The following is a 15641-nucleotide window of genomic DNA, read 5'->3' on the forward strand; positions in this document are numbered from 1 at the left end:
GCCCGTTAATTCGGGCTTTTTTTATCTGTAATTCACCGCGCATCTCACGCGCATCTCAACGAGAGCCTTTCAGTAAGCGAGCCTGAGAACAGCCGTTATAGGTGGCGACCTCTCTCGGGCGGCTTTTCTGTGAGACAGGCTCACTTTCTAAAAGGTAAACGCAATGACAGCATTAACGTTTAAAAATCACTCCGTGTCTACATATGATCGTGGAGACGGTGGCTTATGGTTCACCGCCCGGCAATCATCGAAAATGCTGGGTTATGCAAACGTAAAATCGGTAACTAACCTTTTCAACTCAAACAGTGACGAGTTTTCTCCGAGCATGACCGAGGTCATTGTTACAGTGACCTCGGAAAAATCAAAGGGTTGCGGAAACTTGAGAACAAAGACTCGTATTTTCTCGTTACGTGGCCTACATCTACTCGGTATGTTGGCAGAAACTGAGGTGGCAAAGGAACTTCGGCGCTGGGCTCTTGATCTGATGGAAAATGAGTACCAACCGAATGATGTGCGTCATACCATCCAGCAGATGCAGAATATCGTTGCCTCAGCACGTAAAGCATCCGATGAAGATTCATCGGCTGCTGGTCTCAGCATTGCCGAGGTGTATATCTACCTAAACAGCAGGAAATGCTAAATGGCAAAGCTCACCGACAAACAAGAGCTGTTTGCCCGTGAGTACCTGAAAGATTTAAACGCCACTCAGGCAGCTATCAGGGCGGGTTACAGTGAGAAAACAGCCCGCAAGATAGGTAGCGAAAACCTCTCAAAACCAGACTTAACAGAGCGCATCGCAGAGCTTAATTCTGAAAGAATTCAGAGAGTACAGGTTGATGCCGATTACGTTCTTCGTCAGGCAGTAAAGCTTCATGAGCGATGTATGCAGGAAGTGGAGCCGATAACTGATCGCCGTGGCGAAGAAGTGAACGATCACCAGGGGCGGACTATTTACCATTTTGACGCTAAAGGCGCAGCTGCTGCATTGAAGCTGGTTGGTGAACACATCACTGTCCAGGCATTCAAAACCACTATTAAATCTGAGCATGCGGGGTCTATTGGACTCAACCTGAATAAATCTCTTAGCGAGCTATTCGACGATGACAGCAATTAACCCTATCTTCAGGCCGTTCATTAAGCCCCATCGCTACAAAGTGGCAAAAGGTGGTCGCGGGTCAGGGAAAAGCTGGGCAATTGCACGTTTACTCGTAGAGATATCTAGCCGGGGGTGCTATCGCTTTCTCTGCGCCCGCGAACTTCAAAACAGCATCAGCGATTCAGTTATTCGCTTACTTGACGACACGATCAATCGTGAAAAATATCAGGCTGAATTCGAGGTGCAACGCAACTGCATTAGGCATCTGATCACAAACAGTGAATTCATGTTCTACGGCATTAAGAACAATCCAACAAAAATAAAATCACTCGAAGGTATCGACATTTGCTGGATGGAAGAAGCGGAGGCGGTTTCTAAAGAGTCGTGGGAAATACTGATACCTACAATTCGTAAGCCCGGTTCAGAGATTTGGGTTAGCTACAACCCAAAGAACATTCTGGACGACACTCATCAGCGATTTGTTATTAACCCGCCTGATGACATCTGTCTGCTAACCGTTAATCACAATGACAACCCGCACTTCCCTGAAGTTCTTCGCCTGGAGATGGAAGATTGCAAGCGCAAAGACTATGACCTTTACCTCCATATATGGGAAGGTGAGCCAGTCGCTGACAGCGAGATGGCGATTATCAAACCATCGTGGATTGCAGCTGCTGTGGATGCTCACCTGAAAATTGGGTTTGCAGCATCCGGCCGTAAACGCGTTGGTTTCGACGTTGCAGATGAAGGCGAGGACAGCAATGCCACCACACTGGCTCACGGCTCCGTAGTGACTGACTGCAACCAGTGGAACAAAGGCGATGTGATCACCTCCGCTGATCGCGTTAAAAACTACGCAGAAGAGGTAAGTGCAAGCGAGATAGTTTACGACTCCATTGGTGTTGGTGCTGGCGTAAAAGCTCACCTCAAGCGCGTATGCAAAATACCAACCACCGGTTTTAACGCTGGTGAGTCTGTATTTAAGCCCGATGCTAAATATGCTGACGGTAAGACCAATAAAGACATGTTCTCCAATATCAAGGCTCAGGCATGGTGGGGAGTGCGTGACCGGTTCTACAACACCTGGCGTGTGATTAAACATCTCGAAGACAACCCGAACGATACTGATTTTGTGAAGCAATTCAGCGATGACCAGTTAATCAGCCTATCTTCCGGCATCAAGCAGCTTGAATACCTCAAAGCCGAACTGTCCCGCCCGTGGGTGGACTACGACAACAATGGGCGCGTGAAGGTTGAGAGTAAAAAGGACATGAAGAAGAGGGGTATACCGTCACCCAACATGGCCGATTCGCTGATTATGGCATTCGCACCGATTCACAAACCATTCCATATCCCTGACGAGATACTGCAATGACAAGACGTAAGGCCGCACAGGCACCTCGCCGGGAGCCAGCAAAGATTACGCAAATGCACATCGATGCAGCTTCTGTTGCTAATGATGCTGCGCCGGTGGGTGAATTCAGGACCTATGAGCCATTGCCAGGCGTAATACCCGCAGGAAAAGAGAAAGCCGCGTTTGCGATGGATGCGACACCTTACGAGGTGATCAATGCCATGTATGCCGGTACTGAGTATTCCCGCTTCCGTGGTTATCCGGCGCTGGCGGCAATGTCTCAGCAGGTTGAATACTCGAACATGCACAACGTATCTGCTGACGAGATGACGCGTAATTGGATAGAGGTAAAGAGCAAAAAAGGCGACAAAGACCCCGCGATTGACGAAATGATACAGGCGCTTGAAAAGTACGATGTTAAGCGCCTGATGCATGAAGCTGTTCGGCAGGATTCAATGTTCGGCGTGGCGCATATCTTTATCGATGTGGGCGCGACGGGCGAAGAGTTAAGCAAGCCGATTTTTCTCGACCCGCGCAAGATCACTAAAGGTTCACTCAAGGGGTTGCGCGTCGTCGATCCGACATGGGTTTACCCAGCCATGTACAACACCCGCTGGCCTCTACGTGAGGGGTTCTACAAGCCGCAAGCGTGGTTCGTTATGGGCGATACCGTTGACGAGTCCCGGTTTATGGACATCGTTAGTCGTCCAGTACCAGACATCCTCAAGCCGTCCTACAACTTTGGCGGCCTGTCACTCACGCAACTGATGGAGGATTACGTTACCGACTGGCGCGACGCCAAGAAGAACGTGATTAAAATCCTTCGCACGCTCCGTATGCGGGCGCTTAAAACCGATATGGAAGCTCGCTTAAAGGAGCCTGGAGCGTTCGATAAACGCATTAAGTTGTTCACGCAGTATCAGGACAATTTTGGCATATGGGCATTGGATAATGATGAGGATTTGCTACATCAGCAAACTGCACTGGTCAAGTAAATCAGGACACTTTTTTCTCAGCCATTTGTTCATAACGCACCGGAGACAGATCCCCGTTAGCCGCATGATGCCTGTGTAGGTTGTAGTAGCGGATATACGTCGCCACATCCTGCTCCATGTAAGCCCGTGTTGGCTGGGGTACCAGCAGCAACCATTCATGTTTCAGACTGCCCCAGAAGCGCTCCATCACCGCATTATCCCAGCAGGCACCCACGTCTCCCATACTGCTCCTCAGCCTGTAGCTGCTCAGCAGCGCCTGAAAGCGTTGTCCCGTGTACTGCGCCCCCCTGTCCGTATGCACCACCAGGCCCGGCGGGGGAGTTCGCAGGTTATATGCCTGCATCAGGGCCCCGCAGACCAGCGATGAGGTCATCCGTCTGTCCACCTGCCAGCCCACTATCTGCCGGGAGTACAAATCCATAATAGCCGCCAGATACAGCCAGCCTTCACCGGTCTTCAGATACGTGATGTCACTCGCCCACACCTGATTTGGCCCCGGCGGGTTAAAATTCTGGTTCAGCAGGTTTGGGGCCACCTCTGCACCCGGGCGGGGTTTTGTCGTGACCTTATAAGTCCGGCGCTGTCGGCAGACCAGCCCCTCTTCCTGCATGAGTTTCCTCACCCGCCAGCGGCTGATTATGATGCCTTCTCCACGAAGCCTTTTGACCAGCGTCCGGCTTCCTGCTCCCTGCCTGCTGGCGGCGAACAGCGCCTTTAACCTGACCCGGACCTCCACGTCTTTTTGCAGCGGTTCGGCGGGCTTTTTTCGCCATGCATACCAGGCAGAGGCCGTCACACGCATGACCCGACAGAGTGTACGAACGCTGAAGTCAGTGGCATTGTCGAGAATGAACCGGTATCGGATGCTGCCATTCGTCGTGAAGTGAAGCGCGTTGAGGAGCGTCACATCGCTTTGCGTCAGGCTGAGCGTGATGTGCGTCCGGTAGTTGGCGATCTGGCCTGCGACAGCGCTGAAGAGGCCTATCGTACTGGGCTGAAACAACTAGGCTGTGATGACCATGCCACTTTACCGGTTGCGGCTCTTAGTTCGGTTTTCAAAGCCTGGGCGCGACCTGCTGCGCTGGCACAAGATTCATCGCCGCAAATTGTGAGTGGCGACACCAAATCCGATGTACTGAAAATGATTCGCGGGGGTAAATAACATGGCATTTCAGCAATCAGTAGGTACGTATCGCGGCGTTGGTCAGGTAGGCCACCCCGCATCAACTTCTCCGATTATCGCTGCTGCCGGTGGCCCGGGCGCTTTTAAAACCGCCTCAGCTGGCGTCACCATCGGTACATTTGTATTTCGCGATGCAACCGATCCCAAAATTGTCACTAATGTTGCTCCGGCTGCTGACTCAAAAGCCATTGGATTTATTCAGAATCTCGGTCAGGCAACTATTGACTATGGTAAAAGCGCGAGCATGTTGATTCGCGGCGGTGTAGAAGTCTCTCCGAAAGTTGCCGGTGACTTTTGGGTTGAATCAAAGACTGTTGCCACTGTAGGCCAGAAGGTTTTCGCAAGCGTAACAGATGGCAGTATCGCCACGGATGCGTCCGGCGCTACCGTTACGGGGCATGTTGAAACTGACTGGTATGTATCTCAAGGTGCCGCAGTAGGTGACCTGGTAATTATTTCTTCTTGGAGTAAAGCGTAATGTCACGACCATCATTTAAAGACTTCACCCAGGTTGCCAACGCGCAGGGTATCTATTTGCAACCCTCAGTTAACCGCCTGGCAATGGATGCTGACCCTCAGCCTTCTCTGCCTGCAAACGGCGGCCTCCCGGCAATAGTTTCTACATTCATTGACCCGACGATTGTAGAAACGCTGTTTACCCCAAATCGCGCTGTGGAAATTCTCGGCAGAGAGGAAAAGCGTGGTGCATGGGCGCAGGACAGCTTCATGATCCAGCGCATTGAGGAGACCGGTGATACTGTGGCGTATGACGACTACAGCGAGCAGGGAGCGGTTCAGGTCACTCCGTCATGGGAAAACCGTGACGTTTATCGCTATCAGACCGTCGTCCAATACGGCGAGCTGGAGCAGGAGCGTTACGGCCTGGCTATGCTGCCATACGCAGCAAAGAAGCAACGTGCTGCTATCAACGTTCTAGACCAGGACCAGAACAAGTTCTATTTCTACGGAATTGCAGGGCTGCGCAACTATGGTCTGCTGAATGATCCGGCTCTACCAGCGCCCATCACTCCGTTAACCGTAAGCGGCAAGGTGCTGTGGAAAGACAAAGCTGTCGTTGATCGTTATAACGACATACTGGCGCTGTATGGCGATCTCGTAACACGCACTAACGGCATCGTGGGTGATGGCGTCAATATGTCCTCAAGTCTGGTTCTTGCGATGTCTAACAAGCTCAGCGTAAATCTGAAATCAGCGAATGAAGTTTTCGCAACTTCACTTGAAGATATGCTGAAGAAAGCCTTTCCAAACATGCGTATCGAGACGGCGCCTCAATACAGCACATCTACTGGTGAGCTGATTCAGATGTTTGTTGAGACCGCTCAGGGGCAGGAAGTAGGCTTCATGGCGTACAGTGAAAAACTGCGCGCTCATCCGCTCATTACTGAGTTGTCTCACTACAAGCAGAAATACTCTGGCACCACCTACGGCGCTGTGATCACTCAACCTTTCCTGTTCGCACAAATGCTGGGGGCGTAATGGCTGCTAAACCTGAGAAATACATCGTGGGCTGCAAACTTCCTGCTGGCCTGACCATCAGCCACGAAGGCCAGAGCATGACTCTGGCAGGAGCTAACGACTCTCTGCTAATTAACGGCTTCGGGATCACTCGAGACGTTCCTGCTGACCTGTGGGAAGGTTTCGAAAAGACCTTTGCCGATCAGTTGCTGATTAAAAATGGCATCGTGTTCGCGGTGACTGACGAGAAGTCAGCCAAAGGTGCTTCTGCTGAGCTTCAGGGTCAGAAGACCGGCCTTGAACAACTCGATCCTAACAGACAGCAAACTCAGCCAGATAAGGATTAACGATGGCAATCGTGGTGCTCGATATCAGCAAGTTCCGCGACATGTTTCCTGAGTTTTCCAATGTAACTGAGGCACAACTCCCCTTCCTGTTTGACCAAGCTACCGATCACCTGAACAACTCTGAGTACTCACTTGTTGAGGATCCCGTTAAGCGAGAGCGCTTGCTCTACCTGCTTATGGGTCACTTAGCGTACGTGCGTTATGGGGATGATAACGGTAACGGTGGTTCAGGCATGGTTGGGCGGTTGTCGTCAGCATCAGAGGGTAGTGTTTCCGTATCTTCTGATGCTGGGCAAATAGAGTTCCGTTACATGTGGTACACGCAGAGTCCTTATGGCATGGATTACTGGCAGGCTACGAAGGTTTACCGTATGGCGAACTACTACCCGGGGAGCGTGCATGGCTGATTCGATTGAAAACTTTCTCAATAACGTTGCGAGACAACTGGAGTCGAAGCAGGTGACGGTCGGTTTCATTGATGGGGCAACATATCCGGATGGAACGCCAGTAGCGATGGTTGCAGCGACTAACGAATACGGACGACCCGAAAACAACCAGCCTTCTCGTCCATTCTTCCGTAATGCGATTTCCGATCATGAAGGCGAGTGGCAGGAAACTATAGCTCGAGGCATTCGCGCTGGCATTGCGGTTGACCAGGCTCTTGAGGTGGTAGGCGTTCAGATACAGGGTGATGTACAGGCATCCATCGCCACCTTAATGGAGCCAGCGCTTTCTCCTGCGACAATAGCTGCCAGAAAAATGAAAGGGAACGACTCAAGTAAGCCCCTGGTAGATACGAAGGTCATGATCGGCGACGTCAACTACGAGGTGGGAGAAATTGAATCTACGTAACATCGCCAATGCGGCCACTCGCCGTGTAAACCCAAACATCACCGCCATCGTTCGTCGGTACGTGGGTGAAGCAATGGGTCCGGGACGAAAGCCAATTCCTCAGTACGCACCAGATGAGCCAATCACCATTCAGTTCCAGCCGCTCACCAAAGGCGATTTACAGCACGTAGACGGCCTCAATATTCAGGGGTTATTCAAGTCTATCCATGTAAACGGAAGCTTCTACAGCGTCAACCGCGAGATGCAGAAGGGTGGCGACCTGTTCATTGTCGATGGCAAAACGTGGCTGGTCATTGAGCCGCTGGAGTTATGGCCTGACTGGTCGAGATTGCTGGTTTGCCTACAGGCGGATACATGATCGATTACACCATAGACAACCTCATCGATACGCTGGCTTATTTTGTTGAACCGATTTGCGGGAAAGCGCAGCAGGCTCAGGCGAATAGAGTCCCCATGCCGAAGGGGGAATTCTGCATCCTCACTCCTTTGCGGTTTGCGCGCCTCTCTACCACGCGAGAAATCAGGCAGGACACCGGAGACCCATCGACAAGCGCCATGGGTTACACCGAAGTCCGGCAGGCCGATGTACAAGTGGATATATACGGCGCAAATGCCGGTGATCGGGCTATTGCGTTGGAGACTGTTTTCGCCAGCAGCTATGGCTACGACAAAATCAAATCCATTGATGGGCGATTGGCTCCACTGCATTCCTCTGCAGCTATTCAGGCCCCCATGATTAACGCCGAGAGTCAGTGGCAGGAGCGCTATATCGTCACTCTCTCGCTACAGGCTCACATTACCGTGTCGTTCCCTCAGGACTATTTCGATAAGGCAGAAATCCCTACAAAACAGGTAGATACACACATATGACTATTCCTCTGTCTAAAGACTTTTCCATAACGCCCAATGTCGTTACGCCTGCCGGTTCTGCGGTTGATGCTAACGGCCTGATGCTTACCGACAATGAACTTGTTCCTGTAGGTAAAGTTCAATCTTTCTATCAGTCTGCTGATGTTTCAGCGCTGATGGGGAGCACTTCAAGAGAATTCCTTGCTGCCAAGCAGTATTTCAATGGTTACGACAACTCCTCCGTTATTCCTGGTGAGTTGCTGATGTACCGCGTAGTGACCTCAGATGTCGCCGGGTACTTACTGTCTGGAAACCTGAAAGGTGTGCCGCTGGCTACGCTCAAGGCGATTCCGGCTGGCACTATCACTTTGTCTATTGACGGGGTATCAACCACTAGCACTTCGATTGACCTGTCAACGGCGACGAGCTTCTCTGATATCGCTGATAAACTGGAAATAGGTATCGGTGCGAGCAAGGTGGCCGTTGAGTGGCTTCCCGTTGCAAATCGCTTCATCATCAGATCGGCAACCACCGGCGCTGATAGTGAAGTATCCTATGCGATTGGCGGAGCCCTGGCTAACGGCCTGCTTCTGACTGCCGCCACCGCTGCCGTGGTTTCACCTGGTGCCGCCGCTACGTCGCTCACAGACACAATGAATGGTGTCATCAATACCAATCAGAACTGGGTGCTGTTTAACTCGGTGGTTGAACTGACCGACGATCAGAAGCAAGAACTATGCGCATGGGTGAGTGCCAGCCATAACCGCTTTGGCTACGTCGTTCACGACACCACAGAAGCCGGAAAAGTGCCAAACAACGCTGCGTGCTTCGCTAAGAGCGTGGTTGCGGCAAATGGCTATGAGAATGTGTTCGTGGTTTACGGTTCATACCTGTACGCCGTGCCTCCTCTGGCTTATGCGGCCTCTGTCGACTTCTCACGCACCTCTGGGCGCGTGTCATACAAATTCCGTGGCTTTGCAGGGCTTGCGCCTAACGTAAGCGACCTGTCAGACGCTCAAGCGTTGAAGTCCAATGGCTACAACTACTATGGTGCTCACGGCCTAAACAAGACAATGAAGCAATACGCTTCTGACGGCGCTATAACGGGTAAATTTATGTGGCTGGACAGCTTTCTTAACCAGGTGTGGATTAACGCCAATCTGGTTTCAGCGTTTGCTAACCTGTTCACCAATAACCAATCGTACTCCTACAACGCGACCGGCTATGCTTCCGTGCAGGCGGCGGTCATTGACCCGGCAGAGCGTGCGGTTAACTTCGGCGCTATTCAGAAAGGTGTAGCGCTGGACGCATCCCAAATCCGTATCGTGAATAACACCGTAGGAAAGGACATTTCCTCAACGCTGTATTCTCAGGGCCACTACCTTCACATCCCGACGCAAACCGGGGATGCTCGTATTGATCGGGAATTGAAGGGTGTCATTTTCTATTATGTAGATGGGCAGTTAATCCAGTCCATCAACATGGCCTCTACCGCAATCCTGTAAGGACGACAAAATGCCAATTGACATTACCAGTGCTAATTCCAAGCTGCGCATCGTCGTGCCTGCTTACTATCCGGGTGGCTTTGATGTTGATGACTACGCCGCCGACAACATGTTTGAAACTGGCGCGTTGCAGAACAAAGAGGACATGATGTCGGCCGATGGCAAATACCATGCTGGTTTTATCTTCAACCCGACTGAATTCACTATCAACCTGATGGCAACCTCTAACGCCAGTCGCCTTCTCGATGACTGGATGGCCGCCGAGCGAACGGCTATTTCAGCCTTTGCATGTAACGCCGTACTGACTGTTCCGGCGCTGAGCGCTAAGTGGAACTTTGTAAATGGTGTGCTGTATACGTGGACGCCGACGCCTCCGGGCCGCAGGATCCTTCAACCCCGCCCGGCGGTATTCCATTTTGAATCAGCAACACGGAGCGCTATCTAATGGCACGTAAAGAAATCATCTATGTCGTTGATAAAGAAGGCCGCGACAAAGGTAAAGAGTTCATCATCACAGAGATGTCGGCGTGGGATGCCGATACGCTGGCACAGGATATCTTTCGTGCTATGGGTGAATCGAACTATAGCGCTATCCCGGCTGATGTGATCGCTATGGGATGTGCGGGTCTGGCAACCGTGGGCCTGAGCGTTATTTCTGCGTCATCCCCGGATGTAGCAAGAACACTACGCGACCGCCTCATTGATACCGTTGAGGTTGTCATCTCTCACGATGGGGTCCAGCAGCGCCGCAAGGTGAATGGTGCTATTGACTTCGAAGAGGTGTCAACTATCCGCTCCCTGCTGGATAAAGTGTTCCAGGTGAATTTCAATTTTTTAGCCATCGCCGAAGGGTAAAGTACCCGTTTCTCGAAGAGGAATCCCTTCCGGCGAAACTGATATCAACCGCCAACATCCCTCCGGCCATCAACGCAATCATATGCTCAGGCAAGGCGTCCTACATTGACTTGCAGGAGCGCCTTTCCGTGGCTGACATGTACAACTTGCTTGAGATTATATCGGTGGAAAACTTCAATCAGCGCGTGTGGCACAAGCACCAGGAGCAGCGATGATTATTAATGAGTTGGCCTATAAGGTCACCATCAAGGCCGATGAATTCCTTAACGGTAAGAAGAAGGTTGGCGATGAGGTTAAAAAGCTGGAAGGTGACTTCGAGCGTTCTGGCCGCAACATTAAGCGCACTCTTAAATCGTCGGCTGAGGACTTCACTCAGTTCGGCAAGGCTGCCGTGTCGTCATTCCGTGGCGTTACTGTTGCTGCCGCTGGGTTCTTGGGTATTGGGGCTGGGCTGTACGGCATTAAGCAGTTATTTACCTCAACCGCAAACGAGATTGTACGCGCCAGCACTCAGGCCAGATTCTTCGGATCGGACGTGAATAAGATGTTCGGCGTTCGTCGCGGATTCCAGCAGGCAGGGCTAAACGGTGACGCCTTTATCGGCGCTTCCGGCAATGCTCGCATGGCGCTGGCGAACATCAAAGACCCGACTATCTTCGGCGGCCTGACGGGTGCGGCACAAAACCTGATGGTGTTGGGCGCTCGCACTGGCCTGAACATCAACCAGCTTGGTGACCCTAACAAGGCGCTGGCTGAGTTCACCCGGTACGGTAAAACGCACTCGCAAGACAACCTCATGCAGGTGATGTCTGCCGCCGGGTTCGATCCGACTGACGCCGCCAAGATTAAATCTGGTGAGCTGAAGTCACTGGTAGACTCGGAAACGAAGAAGTCCAATATCACCGCGCAGCAGGTGAAGGAGCAGGAAAACCTTGTCGCCACTCTGAATCAGCTTGACGCTCAGTTTTCTCGCCTACAGCAAGGGCTTGTGGCCGCATTTACGCCGGAAGTGATTTCGGGAATGGAGGCATTCGGCAAATGGATAGAGCAGCATCACGGAGACGTCATCGGTTTCTTTCGTGACGCCGGGGATGGAATAAAGAAATTCACCGATGCCGTGGGCGGGGCAGAGAACGCGCTAAAAATTCTGGCTGCGGCTTATGTTGGGAGTAAGGTGACTGGCGGCGGCGTCCCTCCTTGGTTGGCTGCGCTGGTTGCATACGGAACATATCTCTATAACGACAAGCAGAACATCAAGGATAGCGCAGAGTCTTCACTGAGCTACACGAAGAAAAATATAGGTGATTGATTTCGATCAATTGGTTTCGATACTGATTTTGGTCGATACAAGGGCACAGTGCAGGGCCGTAACCTACAGTATGACATTCCAGGAAGTACCGACGGGGTTATTGATGCCATCAGGAAGGTAGAGTCTAGCGATGGTAAACACCTTTACAGCCGTGCCGGGGCTGTGGGTGAATATCAAATCATGGCTGATACTGGACGGGAGTTGGGGCTTAGAATTGACTCACAGGTCGATGAAAGGCTCAACCCAGAAAAATCCAGGGCCGCAGTCACAATCTATCTCAGTAAGCTTTTGAATAAATACAAAGGAAATCTCGATGATACGTTGATGGCATATAACTGGGGGCCGACTAACGTTGACCAGTGGATCGCTCAAGGCCGCGGTGATGGTTTCAAGGATAAGGACGGTAAGTGGCGTCCCGTACCGAAAGAAACAAGGGATTACGCTGGTAAGATTTATGACGCCATGGAGGGAAAAACGGCCAGTAATGATGGTGGGGCAAGGAATTACTATGCTACTCAGGGCAGACTTGCTGATAGCAGGCCTTACCAGTTATCTTCTAGCGGCGGCCCGACGATCACCAACAGCACTCACATAAACACAGTTAACGTGAACAGTAACCCGCAGTCTGTTGATGCGCTAAATCGCAGCGTTGAGGATGTAGCGAGGCGCTCGTCAACAAACGCGCCATTCTCTAGTGCTCAAAAACCATAGCCCATTAACCATGCACTCTGTATGGGTTTTGGGTGATTCTACCCATTAACCGATGCAATAACACGCAATAGCCTACTTAGGTGGGCTTTTTGTTGGAGAAAAGATGAGCATTATCAGCCTAAATACGGCGGACATATTCAATGCTATCGGCGGAGGTTCGCCGCTCTCTATCATCAATAGCGTCCTTCATCCTCAGTACGTCATCAGAAAGCACAAATCATCAGAGGTGGCGCTTAATTTCAGTGGCATGGTATCTATCCAGCCCAGCGGTCGGGCGCAGATAACAACCGCCCCGGTTGAGGGTGGGAAATATCAGTCAATAAACAAGGTAAAGGAGCCGTCGATTGTTCGTTGTGCGATTGTCATATCGGGGCTAACGGGGTTCTCTGGCAGCATTCCTAACCTCTTCGATCTGACATTTACCAGTCAGAGCCGGGTGTTGGAAACCATCAAGAGCATGCTGGAGACAGCGGAGGTATACGACATCGAGACCCCGAAAGAGACGCTGACGAGTTATGACCTGGTTGATCACTCATACGAAGTGACATCGCAGCACAACGTTTCTCTGCTGACCATATCCCTTTACTTTCAGGAGGTCATGCAGCAAATGGTTGTCTCCCTATCGGGGGCGCAGAACAAAAAACTAGTTGCTGAATAGAGACTTGCATTTTTTGTCAGGCTATTGAGAATAAAAAGAGGTTTAACTTAGAGAATAAAGGTTTGAAATGATCAACAAAGAGCGGTTGTTACGAGATAATCGTTTATGTAAAGCAATCATTGGATTATCAGTCGAAGAATTGAAAAATTTAGCCGCTGAATTTTCAGCTTGTTATTTGATTTATCGGAAAAAGAATCGAAAAGATCACGAGCGGCAGATGGGTGCAGGGCAGAAAGGATTTATCCCAACCCCATTAGATAAACTGCTTTTTATTTTATTGTATTTAAAATGTTATCCGACCTATGATTTGCAAGGACTTCTTTTTGGTTTAGATAGAACACGGGTATGTCGCTGGGTAAAAATATTATTGCCGGTTTTAGAGATGACCTTGGGGCGAGAATGTGTTTTGCCCGCTCGTCAAATTCGCTCTGCTGAGGAATTTTTTCGCGCCTTTCCTGGAGTTAAAGACGTCTTTATTGATGGGACAGAGCGACCTGTCCAAAAGCCTAAGAATCTGCGTCGGCGAAAAAAAATGTATTCGGGAAAGAAAAGACAGACCACTCGAAAAGGGCTTATTATGACTGACGAAACAAGGCAAATTGGATTTATCCCCATGAGCAAAAATGGGCGCCGTCACGATAAACGCTTACTCGATAAAGTCGATATAATTCGCCATATTCCTCCTGAGGTAACCATCTGGGCAGATACCGGTTTTCAAGGTATAGATAAACAGCATCCTAATACACAAATCCCAAAAAAAGGAACTCGAAAAAGACCTTTATCGCCTGAACAAAAACAAGAAAATAAAATAATCTCGGGCATCCGTATTACAGTTGAACACGCCATCGCGGGTATCAAGCGCCTCGGTTGCATGACCCAAATTTTACGGAATCGTAGACCCTTTATTGATGATACCTTCTTACTCCTTAGCGCCGGTCTTTGGAATTTCCATCTCAGAACAGCATAAAATTTACTTCAATCACCGAAACACCCTTATTTCACTATTAAGCAACACGCTTAAAGACAAGCCGTCGAACAACGATAAATCCCAGGGCACTACCGGGATGGCTGAAATAACCAAAGAAGCAGGCTCTACGCCGTCCACTGTTGATCAGCTAAGCAACTCGTGGGAATCGCTGAAAAAATCTGTTGGCACGATTGCCGACTCAGCCGCAGGGAAAATAACCGCAGGATACCAGAGCGCACTGGAAACGGTGGCCAAGCCGGTTCTTACCGTTGTGGACAGTGCCGGGCAAAAGCTTGGTGAATTGGCTAAAAATATCACCGAGAAAAGCACATGAGAACAATCCCGCTTGAGCCTGAAAAGTCTCAGTCAATATCTATCAGCCTTGGCGGACAGCAGTGCCGCATCAGGCTGGTTCAGCGAGCTTCTTTCCTATACATGGACATGGAGGTTAACGGCGCTCCTATTCTTCAGGGGGTCCCCTGCCTGTTTGGTAACAAGATGGTGCGCTACCGTCACCTGGGTTTCCGTGGGGATATGGTTTTCATTGATAACTCAGGTGAAAGCGATCCTCAGTGGGATGGATTGGGCCGGAGGTATTCCCTGTACTACATAGAGGAGAGCGAACTTGTATAAAAAGCGATCTCTCCGATTTGAATTCACGAATCACCTTGAACCGTTTGAGGGAATGAAGGGCAACAACAAAATATCGATAGATAACGTTCGATCCAGCCTATCCCTCCAGTCATCAGGAAATTTATTCGGGACACAGGTTAGCGCCAACCTTTACGGGTTAAACATGGAATTACTTGCTGCCTTATCAGCAAGGGCGATGGGGAATTACGGCACGGGAACCGAAAGCGTGTCGCTGGATATTTTCGTTGAAGAGAATAAGATTTTCTCAGGGTTCATGAATTCATCCATTGCCAACATGAACAGGGTTCCCAATGCGGCGCTCATAATAAACGCAACAGCAAGTTATGAGCTACAGAATAAGGTTATGCCCCCTTTTTCTTTCGGCGGCCCCATTCCGGTAACAGATATTTTGACGGCAATATGCAAACCAGTAGGCTATGAGCCGTTAATTACCGGGCTGAAAAACCCGGTGGCGACAAATCCACACTACTCAGGTAGCGTTTTTGAACAGCTTTCAGGGGTATGTCATGACTTCGCGATAGCAATGTCTGTCATGCAGCCAAAAATATCCTTCTGGCCCTCGGAAAGTAAAAGGGATGACGTTATTCCCCTGGTTTCTCACCGTCATGGGTTGATCGGTTATCCCATATTTTCAAACGGCGGGGTGATGTTTCAGACTCAGTTTTCAACCCTGCTGACGGCAGGGAGGAATATAAACCTTGACACTTCACTACCTCACGCAAAGGGAACTTATCAACTCACCAGCGTGACGCATGAGCTTTCCTCAATGATACCTGATGGCCCGTGGCACTCAATATGCATGGCCAACAAACAGAGAGACGGAGTGTGAC

Annotated in this window: 23 protein-coding genes; 22 read left to right on the forward strand and 1 reads right to left on the reverse strand. The window is 50.4% G+C overall.

Going from position 1 to position 15641, the window contains the following annotated elements; genetic code table 11:
- Nucleotides 1-163 precede the first annotated feature (163 nt).
- From ACQGXV_RS21630 to ACQGXV_RS21645, 4 genes are read left to right on the forward strand one after another with little or no spacing between them, the layout of a single operon-like run.
- Nucleotides 164-640 carry a BRO-N domain-containing protein gene (locus tag ACQGXV_RS21630; RefSeq protein ID WP_440863076.1) on the forward strand — a complete coding sequence of 159 codons (477 nt, stop codon included), beginning with the start codon at nucleotides 164-166 and terminating at the stop codon, nucleotides 638-640.
- Nucleotides 641-1114 (forward strand): terminase small subunit, encoded by a 474-nt coding sequence (locus tag ACQGXV_RS21635; protein ID WP_440863077.1) that lies wholly within the window; start codon nucleotides 641-643, stop codon nucleotides 1112-1114.
- Complete coding sequence (locus ACQGXV_RS21640; RefSeq protein ID WP_440863078.1) at nucleotides 1101-2471, forward strand: PBSX family phage terminase large subunit; 1371 nt, start codon at nucleotides 1101-1103, stop codon at nucleotides 2469-2471. Before ACQGXV_RS21635 ends, ACQGXV_RS21640 begins: the two co-directional genes overlap by 14 nt.
- Complete coding sequence (locus ACQGXV_RS21645; protein ID WP_440863079.1) at nucleotides 2468-3445, forward strand: anti-CBASS protein Acb1 family protein; 978 nt, start codon at nucleotides 2468-2470, stop codon at nucleotides 3443-3445. Before ACQGXV_RS21640 ends, ACQGXV_RS21645 begins: the two co-directional genes overlap by 4 nt.
- Nucleotide 3446: 1 nt before the next feature.
- On the opposite strand, the gene ACQGXV_RS21650 is transcribed toward ACQGXV_RS21645, so the two are convergent.
- Entirely contained in the window at nucleotides 3447-4352 is a 906-nt protein-coding gene (locus ACQGXV_RS21650; RefSeq protein ID WP_440863080.1) for an IS3 family transposase, read from the reverse strand.
- Between the two features lie 6 nt (nucleotides 4353-4358).
- Here ACQGXV_RS21650 and ACQGXV_RS21655 point away from each other — a divergent pair, with 6 nt between their 5' ends.
- The 18 genes from ACQGXV_RS21655 to ACQGXV_RS21740 all read left to right on the forward strand — a co-directional run bounded on the left by ACQGXV_RS21655 (nucleotide 4359) and on the right by ACQGXV_RS21740 (nucleotide 15640).
- Nucleotides 4359-4607 carry a hypothetical protein gene (locus tag ACQGXV_RS21655; protein ID WP_440863081.1) on the forward strand — a complete coding sequence of 83 codons (249 nt, stop codon included), beginning with the start codon at nucleotides 4359-4361 and terminating at the stop codon, nucleotides 4605-4607.
- Nucleotide 4608: 1 nt separating this feature from the next.
- Nucleotides 4609-5106, forward strand: a complete 498-nt coding sequence (locus ACQGXV_RS21660) for a structural cement protein Gp24 (protein ID WP_440863082.1) — start codon at nucleotides 4609-4611, stop codon at nucleotides 5104-5106.
- Nucleotides 5106-6125: a hypothetical protein gene (locus ACQGXV_RS21665; RefSeq protein ID WP_440863083.1), complete on the forward strand. Its 1020-nt coding sequence runs from the start codon at nucleotides 5106-5108 to the stop codon at nucleotides 6123-6125. The genes ACQGXV_RS21660 and ACQGXV_RS21665 overlap by 1 nt, the downstream gene beginning before the upstream one ends.
- The gene (locus ACQGXV_RS21670) at nucleotides 6125-6451 is read left to right on the forward strand and encodes a hypothetical protein (RefSeq protein ID WP_440863084.1); all 327 of its coding nucleotides are present in this window, start codon (nucleotides 6125-6127) and stop codon (nucleotides 6449-6451) included. The genes ACQGXV_RS21665 and ACQGXV_RS21670 overlap by 1 nt, the downstream gene beginning before the upstream one ends.
- Nucleotides 6452-6453: 2 nt before the next feature.
- Nucleotides 6454-6858 carry a DUF4054 domain-containing protein gene (locus ACQGXV_RS21675; protein ID WP_440863085.1) on the forward strand — a complete coding sequence of 135 codons (405 nt, stop codon included), beginning with the start codon at nucleotides 6454-6456 and terminating at the stop codon, nucleotides 6856-6858.
- Complete coding sequence (locus ACQGXV_RS21680) at nucleotides 6851-7303, forward strand: hypothetical protein (RefSeq protein WP_440863086.1); 453 nt, start codon at nucleotides 6851-6853, stop codon at nucleotides 7301-7303. The genes ACQGXV_RS21675 and ACQGXV_RS21680 overlap by 8 nt, the downstream gene beginning before the upstream one ends.
- Nucleotides 7290-7661, forward strand: coding sequence for a hypothetical protein (locus ACQGXV_RS21685; protein ID WP_440863087.1), 372 nt, complete (start codon nucleotides 7290-7292; stop codon nucleotides 7659-7661). The genes ACQGXV_RS21680 and ACQGXV_RS21685 overlap by 14 nt, the downstream gene beginning before the upstream one ends.
- Complete coding sequence (locus ACQGXV_RS21690) at nucleotides 7658-8173, forward strand: phage neck terminator protein (protein ID WP_440863088.1); 516 nt, start codon at nucleotides 7658-7660, stop codon at nucleotides 8171-8173. Before ACQGXV_RS21685 ends, ACQGXV_RS21690 begins: the two co-directional genes overlap by 4 nt.
- Nucleotides 8170-9657 carry a DUF3383 domain-containing protein gene (locus tag ACQGXV_RS21695; protein ID WP_440863089.1) on the forward strand — a complete coding sequence of 496 codons (1488 nt, stop codon included), beginning with the start codon at nucleotides 8170-8172 and terminating at the stop codon, nucleotides 9655-9657. The genes ACQGXV_RS21690 and ACQGXV_RS21695 overlap by 4 nt, the downstream gene beginning before the upstream one ends.
- A 10-nt stretch (nucleotides 9658-9667) precedes the next feature.
- Nucleotides 9668-10102 (forward strand): phage tail fiber protein, encoded by a 435-nt coding sequence (locus ACQGXV_RS21700; RefSeq protein WP_440863090.1) that lies wholly within the window; start codon nucleotides 9668-9670, stop codon nucleotides 10100-10102.
- Nucleotides 10102-10512, forward strand: a complete 411-nt coding sequence (locus ACQGXV_RS21705) for a hypothetical protein (protein WP_440863091.1) — start codon at nucleotides 10102-10104, stop codon at nucleotides 10510-10512. Before ACQGXV_RS21700 ends, ACQGXV_RS21705 begins: the two co-directional genes overlap by 1 nt.
- Nucleotides 10513-10723: 211 nt before the next feature.
- Nucleotides 10724-11821 carry a hypothetical protein gene (locus ACQGXV_RS21710; RefSeq protein ID WP_440863092.1) on the forward strand — a complete coding sequence of 366 codons (1098 nt, stop codon included), beginning with the start codon at nucleotides 10724-10726 and terminating at the stop codon, nucleotides 11819-11821.
- A 48-nt stretch (nucleotides 11822-11869) separates the two neighbouring features.
- Complete coding sequence (locus ACQGXV_RS21715; protein ID WP_440863093.1) at nucleotides 11870-12532, forward strand: transglycosylase SLT domain-containing protein; 663 nt, start codon at nucleotides 11870-11872, stop codon at nucleotides 12530-12532.
- 103 nt (nucleotides 12533-12635) lie between these two features.
- On the forward strand, nucleotides 12636-13190 hold the full coding sequence (locus tag ACQGXV_RS21720; protein ID WP_440863094.1) for a phage baseplate protein: 555 nt from the start codon (nucleotides 12636-12638) through the stop codon (nucleotides 13188-13190).
- 67 nt (nucleotides 13191-13257) lie between these two features.
- Complete coding sequence (locus ACQGXV_RS21725; protein ID WP_440862939.1) at nucleotides 13258-14157, forward strand: transposase family protein; 900 nt, start codon at nucleotides 13258-13260, stop codon at nucleotides 14155-14157.
- Between the two features lie 97 nt (nucleotides 14158-14254).
- On the forward strand, nucleotides 14255-14491 hold the full coding sequence (locus tag ACQGXV_RS21730) for a hypothetical protein (RefSeq protein ID WP_440863095.1): 237 nt from the start codon (nucleotides 14255-14257) through the stop codon (nucleotides 14489-14491).
- The gene (locus ACQGXV_RS21735; protein WP_440863096.1) at nucleotides 14488-14790 is read left to right on the forward strand and encodes a phage baseplate plug family protein; all 303 of its coding nucleotides are present in this window, start codon (nucleotides 14488-14490) and stop codon (nucleotides 14788-14790) included. Before ACQGXV_RS21730 ends, ACQGXV_RS21735 begins: the two co-directional genes overlap by 4 nt.
- Nucleotides 14791-14953: 163 nt before the next feature.
- A complete protein-coding gene (locus tag ACQGXV_RS21740; RefSeq protein ID WP_440863097.1) occupies nucleotides 14954-15640 on the forward strand; it encodes a hypothetical protein in 687 nt (228 codons plus the stop codon).
- Nucleotide 15641: the final 1 nt, after the last annotated feature.

The sequence above is a fragment of the Symbiopectobacterium purcellii genome (assembly GCF_052050035.1).
Classification (GTDB): domain Bacteria; phylum Pseudomonadota; class Gammaproteobacteria; order Enterobacterales; family Enterobacteriaceae; genus Symbiopectobacterium; species Symbiopectobacterium purcellii_A.

What these genes read in the sequence shown, in the direction of transcription:
- ACQGXV_RS21630 (WP_440863076.1), top strand. Translation starts at nt 164, where the DNA reads ATGACAGCATTAACGTTTAAAAATCACTCCGTGTCTACATATGATCGT.
- ACQGXV_RS21635 (WP_440863077.1), top strand. Translation starts at nt 641, where the DNA reads ATGGCAAAGCTCACCGACAAACAAGAGCTGTTTGCCCGTGAGTACCTG.
- ACQGXV_RS21640 (WP_440863078.1), top strand. Translation starts at nt 1,101, where the DNA reads ATGACAGCAATTAACCCTATCTTCAGGCCGTTCATTAAGCCCCATCGC.
- ACQGXV_RS21645 (WP_440863079.1), top strand. Translation starts at nt 2,468, where the DNA reads ATGACAAGACGTAAGGCCGCACAGGCACCTCGCCGGGAGCCAGCAAAG.
- ACQGXV_RS21660 (WP_440863082.1), top strand. Translation starts at nt 4,609, where the DNA reads ATGGCATTTCAGCAATCAGTAGGTACGTATCGCGGCGTTGGTCAGGTA.
- ACQGXV_RS21665 (WP_440863083.1), top strand. Translation starts at nt 5,106, where the DNA reads ATGTCACGACCATCATTTAAAGACTTCACCCAGGTTGCCAACGCGCAG.
- ACQGXV_RS21670 (WP_440863084.1), top strand. Translation starts at nt 6,125, where the DNA reads ATGGCTGCTAAACCTGAGAAATACATCGTGGGCTGCAAACTTCCTGCT.
- ACQGXV_RS21675 (WP_440863085.1), top strand. Translation starts at nt 6,454, where the DNA reads ATGGCAATCGTGGTGCTCGATATCAGCAAGTTCCGCGACATGTTTCCT.
- ACQGXV_RS21680 (WP_440863086.1), top strand. Translation starts at nt 6,851, where the DNA reads ATGGCTGATTCGATTGAAAACTTTCTCAATAACGTTGCGAGACAACTG.
- ACQGXV_RS21690 (WP_440863088.1), top strand. Translation starts at nt 7,658, where the DNA reads ATGATCGATTACACCATAGACAACCTCATCGATACGCTGGCTTATTTT.
- ACQGXV_RS21695 (WP_440863089.1), top strand. Translation starts at nt 8,170, where the DNA reads ATGACTATTCCTCTGTCTAAAGACTTTTCCATAACGCCCAATGTCGTT.
- ACQGXV_RS21700 (WP_440863090.1), top strand. Translation starts at nt 9,668, where the DNA reads ATGCCAATTGACATTACCAGTGCTAATTCCAAGCTGCGCATCGTCGTG.
- ACQGXV_RS21705 (WP_440863091.1), top strand. Translation starts at nt 10,102, where the DNA reads ATGGCACGTAAAGAAATCATCTATGTCGTTGATAAAGAAGGCCGCGAC.
- ACQGXV_RS21710 (WP_440863092.1), top strand. Translation starts at nt 10,724, where the DNA reads ATGATTATTAATGAGTTGGCCTATAAGGTCACCATCAAGGCCGATGAA.
- ACQGXV_RS21720 (WP_440863094.1), top strand. Translation starts at nt 12,636, where the DNA reads ATGAGCATTATCAGCCTAAATACGGCGGACATATTCAATGCTATCGGC.
- ACQGXV_RS21725 (WP_440862939.1), top strand. Translation starts at nt 13,258, where the DNA reads ATGATCAACAAAGAGCGGTTGTTACGAGATAATCGTTTATGTAAAGCA.
- ACQGXV_RS21730 (WP_440863095.1), top strand. Translation starts at nt 14,255, where the DNA reads ATGGCTGAAATAACCAAAGAAGCAGGCTCTACGCCGTCCACTGTTGAT.
- ACQGXV_RS21735 (WP_440863096.1), top strand. Translation starts at nt 14,488, where the DNA reads ATGAGAACAATCCCGCTTGAGCCTGAAAAGTCTCAGTCAATATCTATC.
- ACQGXV_RS21740 (WP_440863097.1), top strand. Translation starts at nt 14,954, where the DNA reads ATGGAATTACTTGCTGCCTTATCAGCAAGGGCGATGGGGAATTACGGC.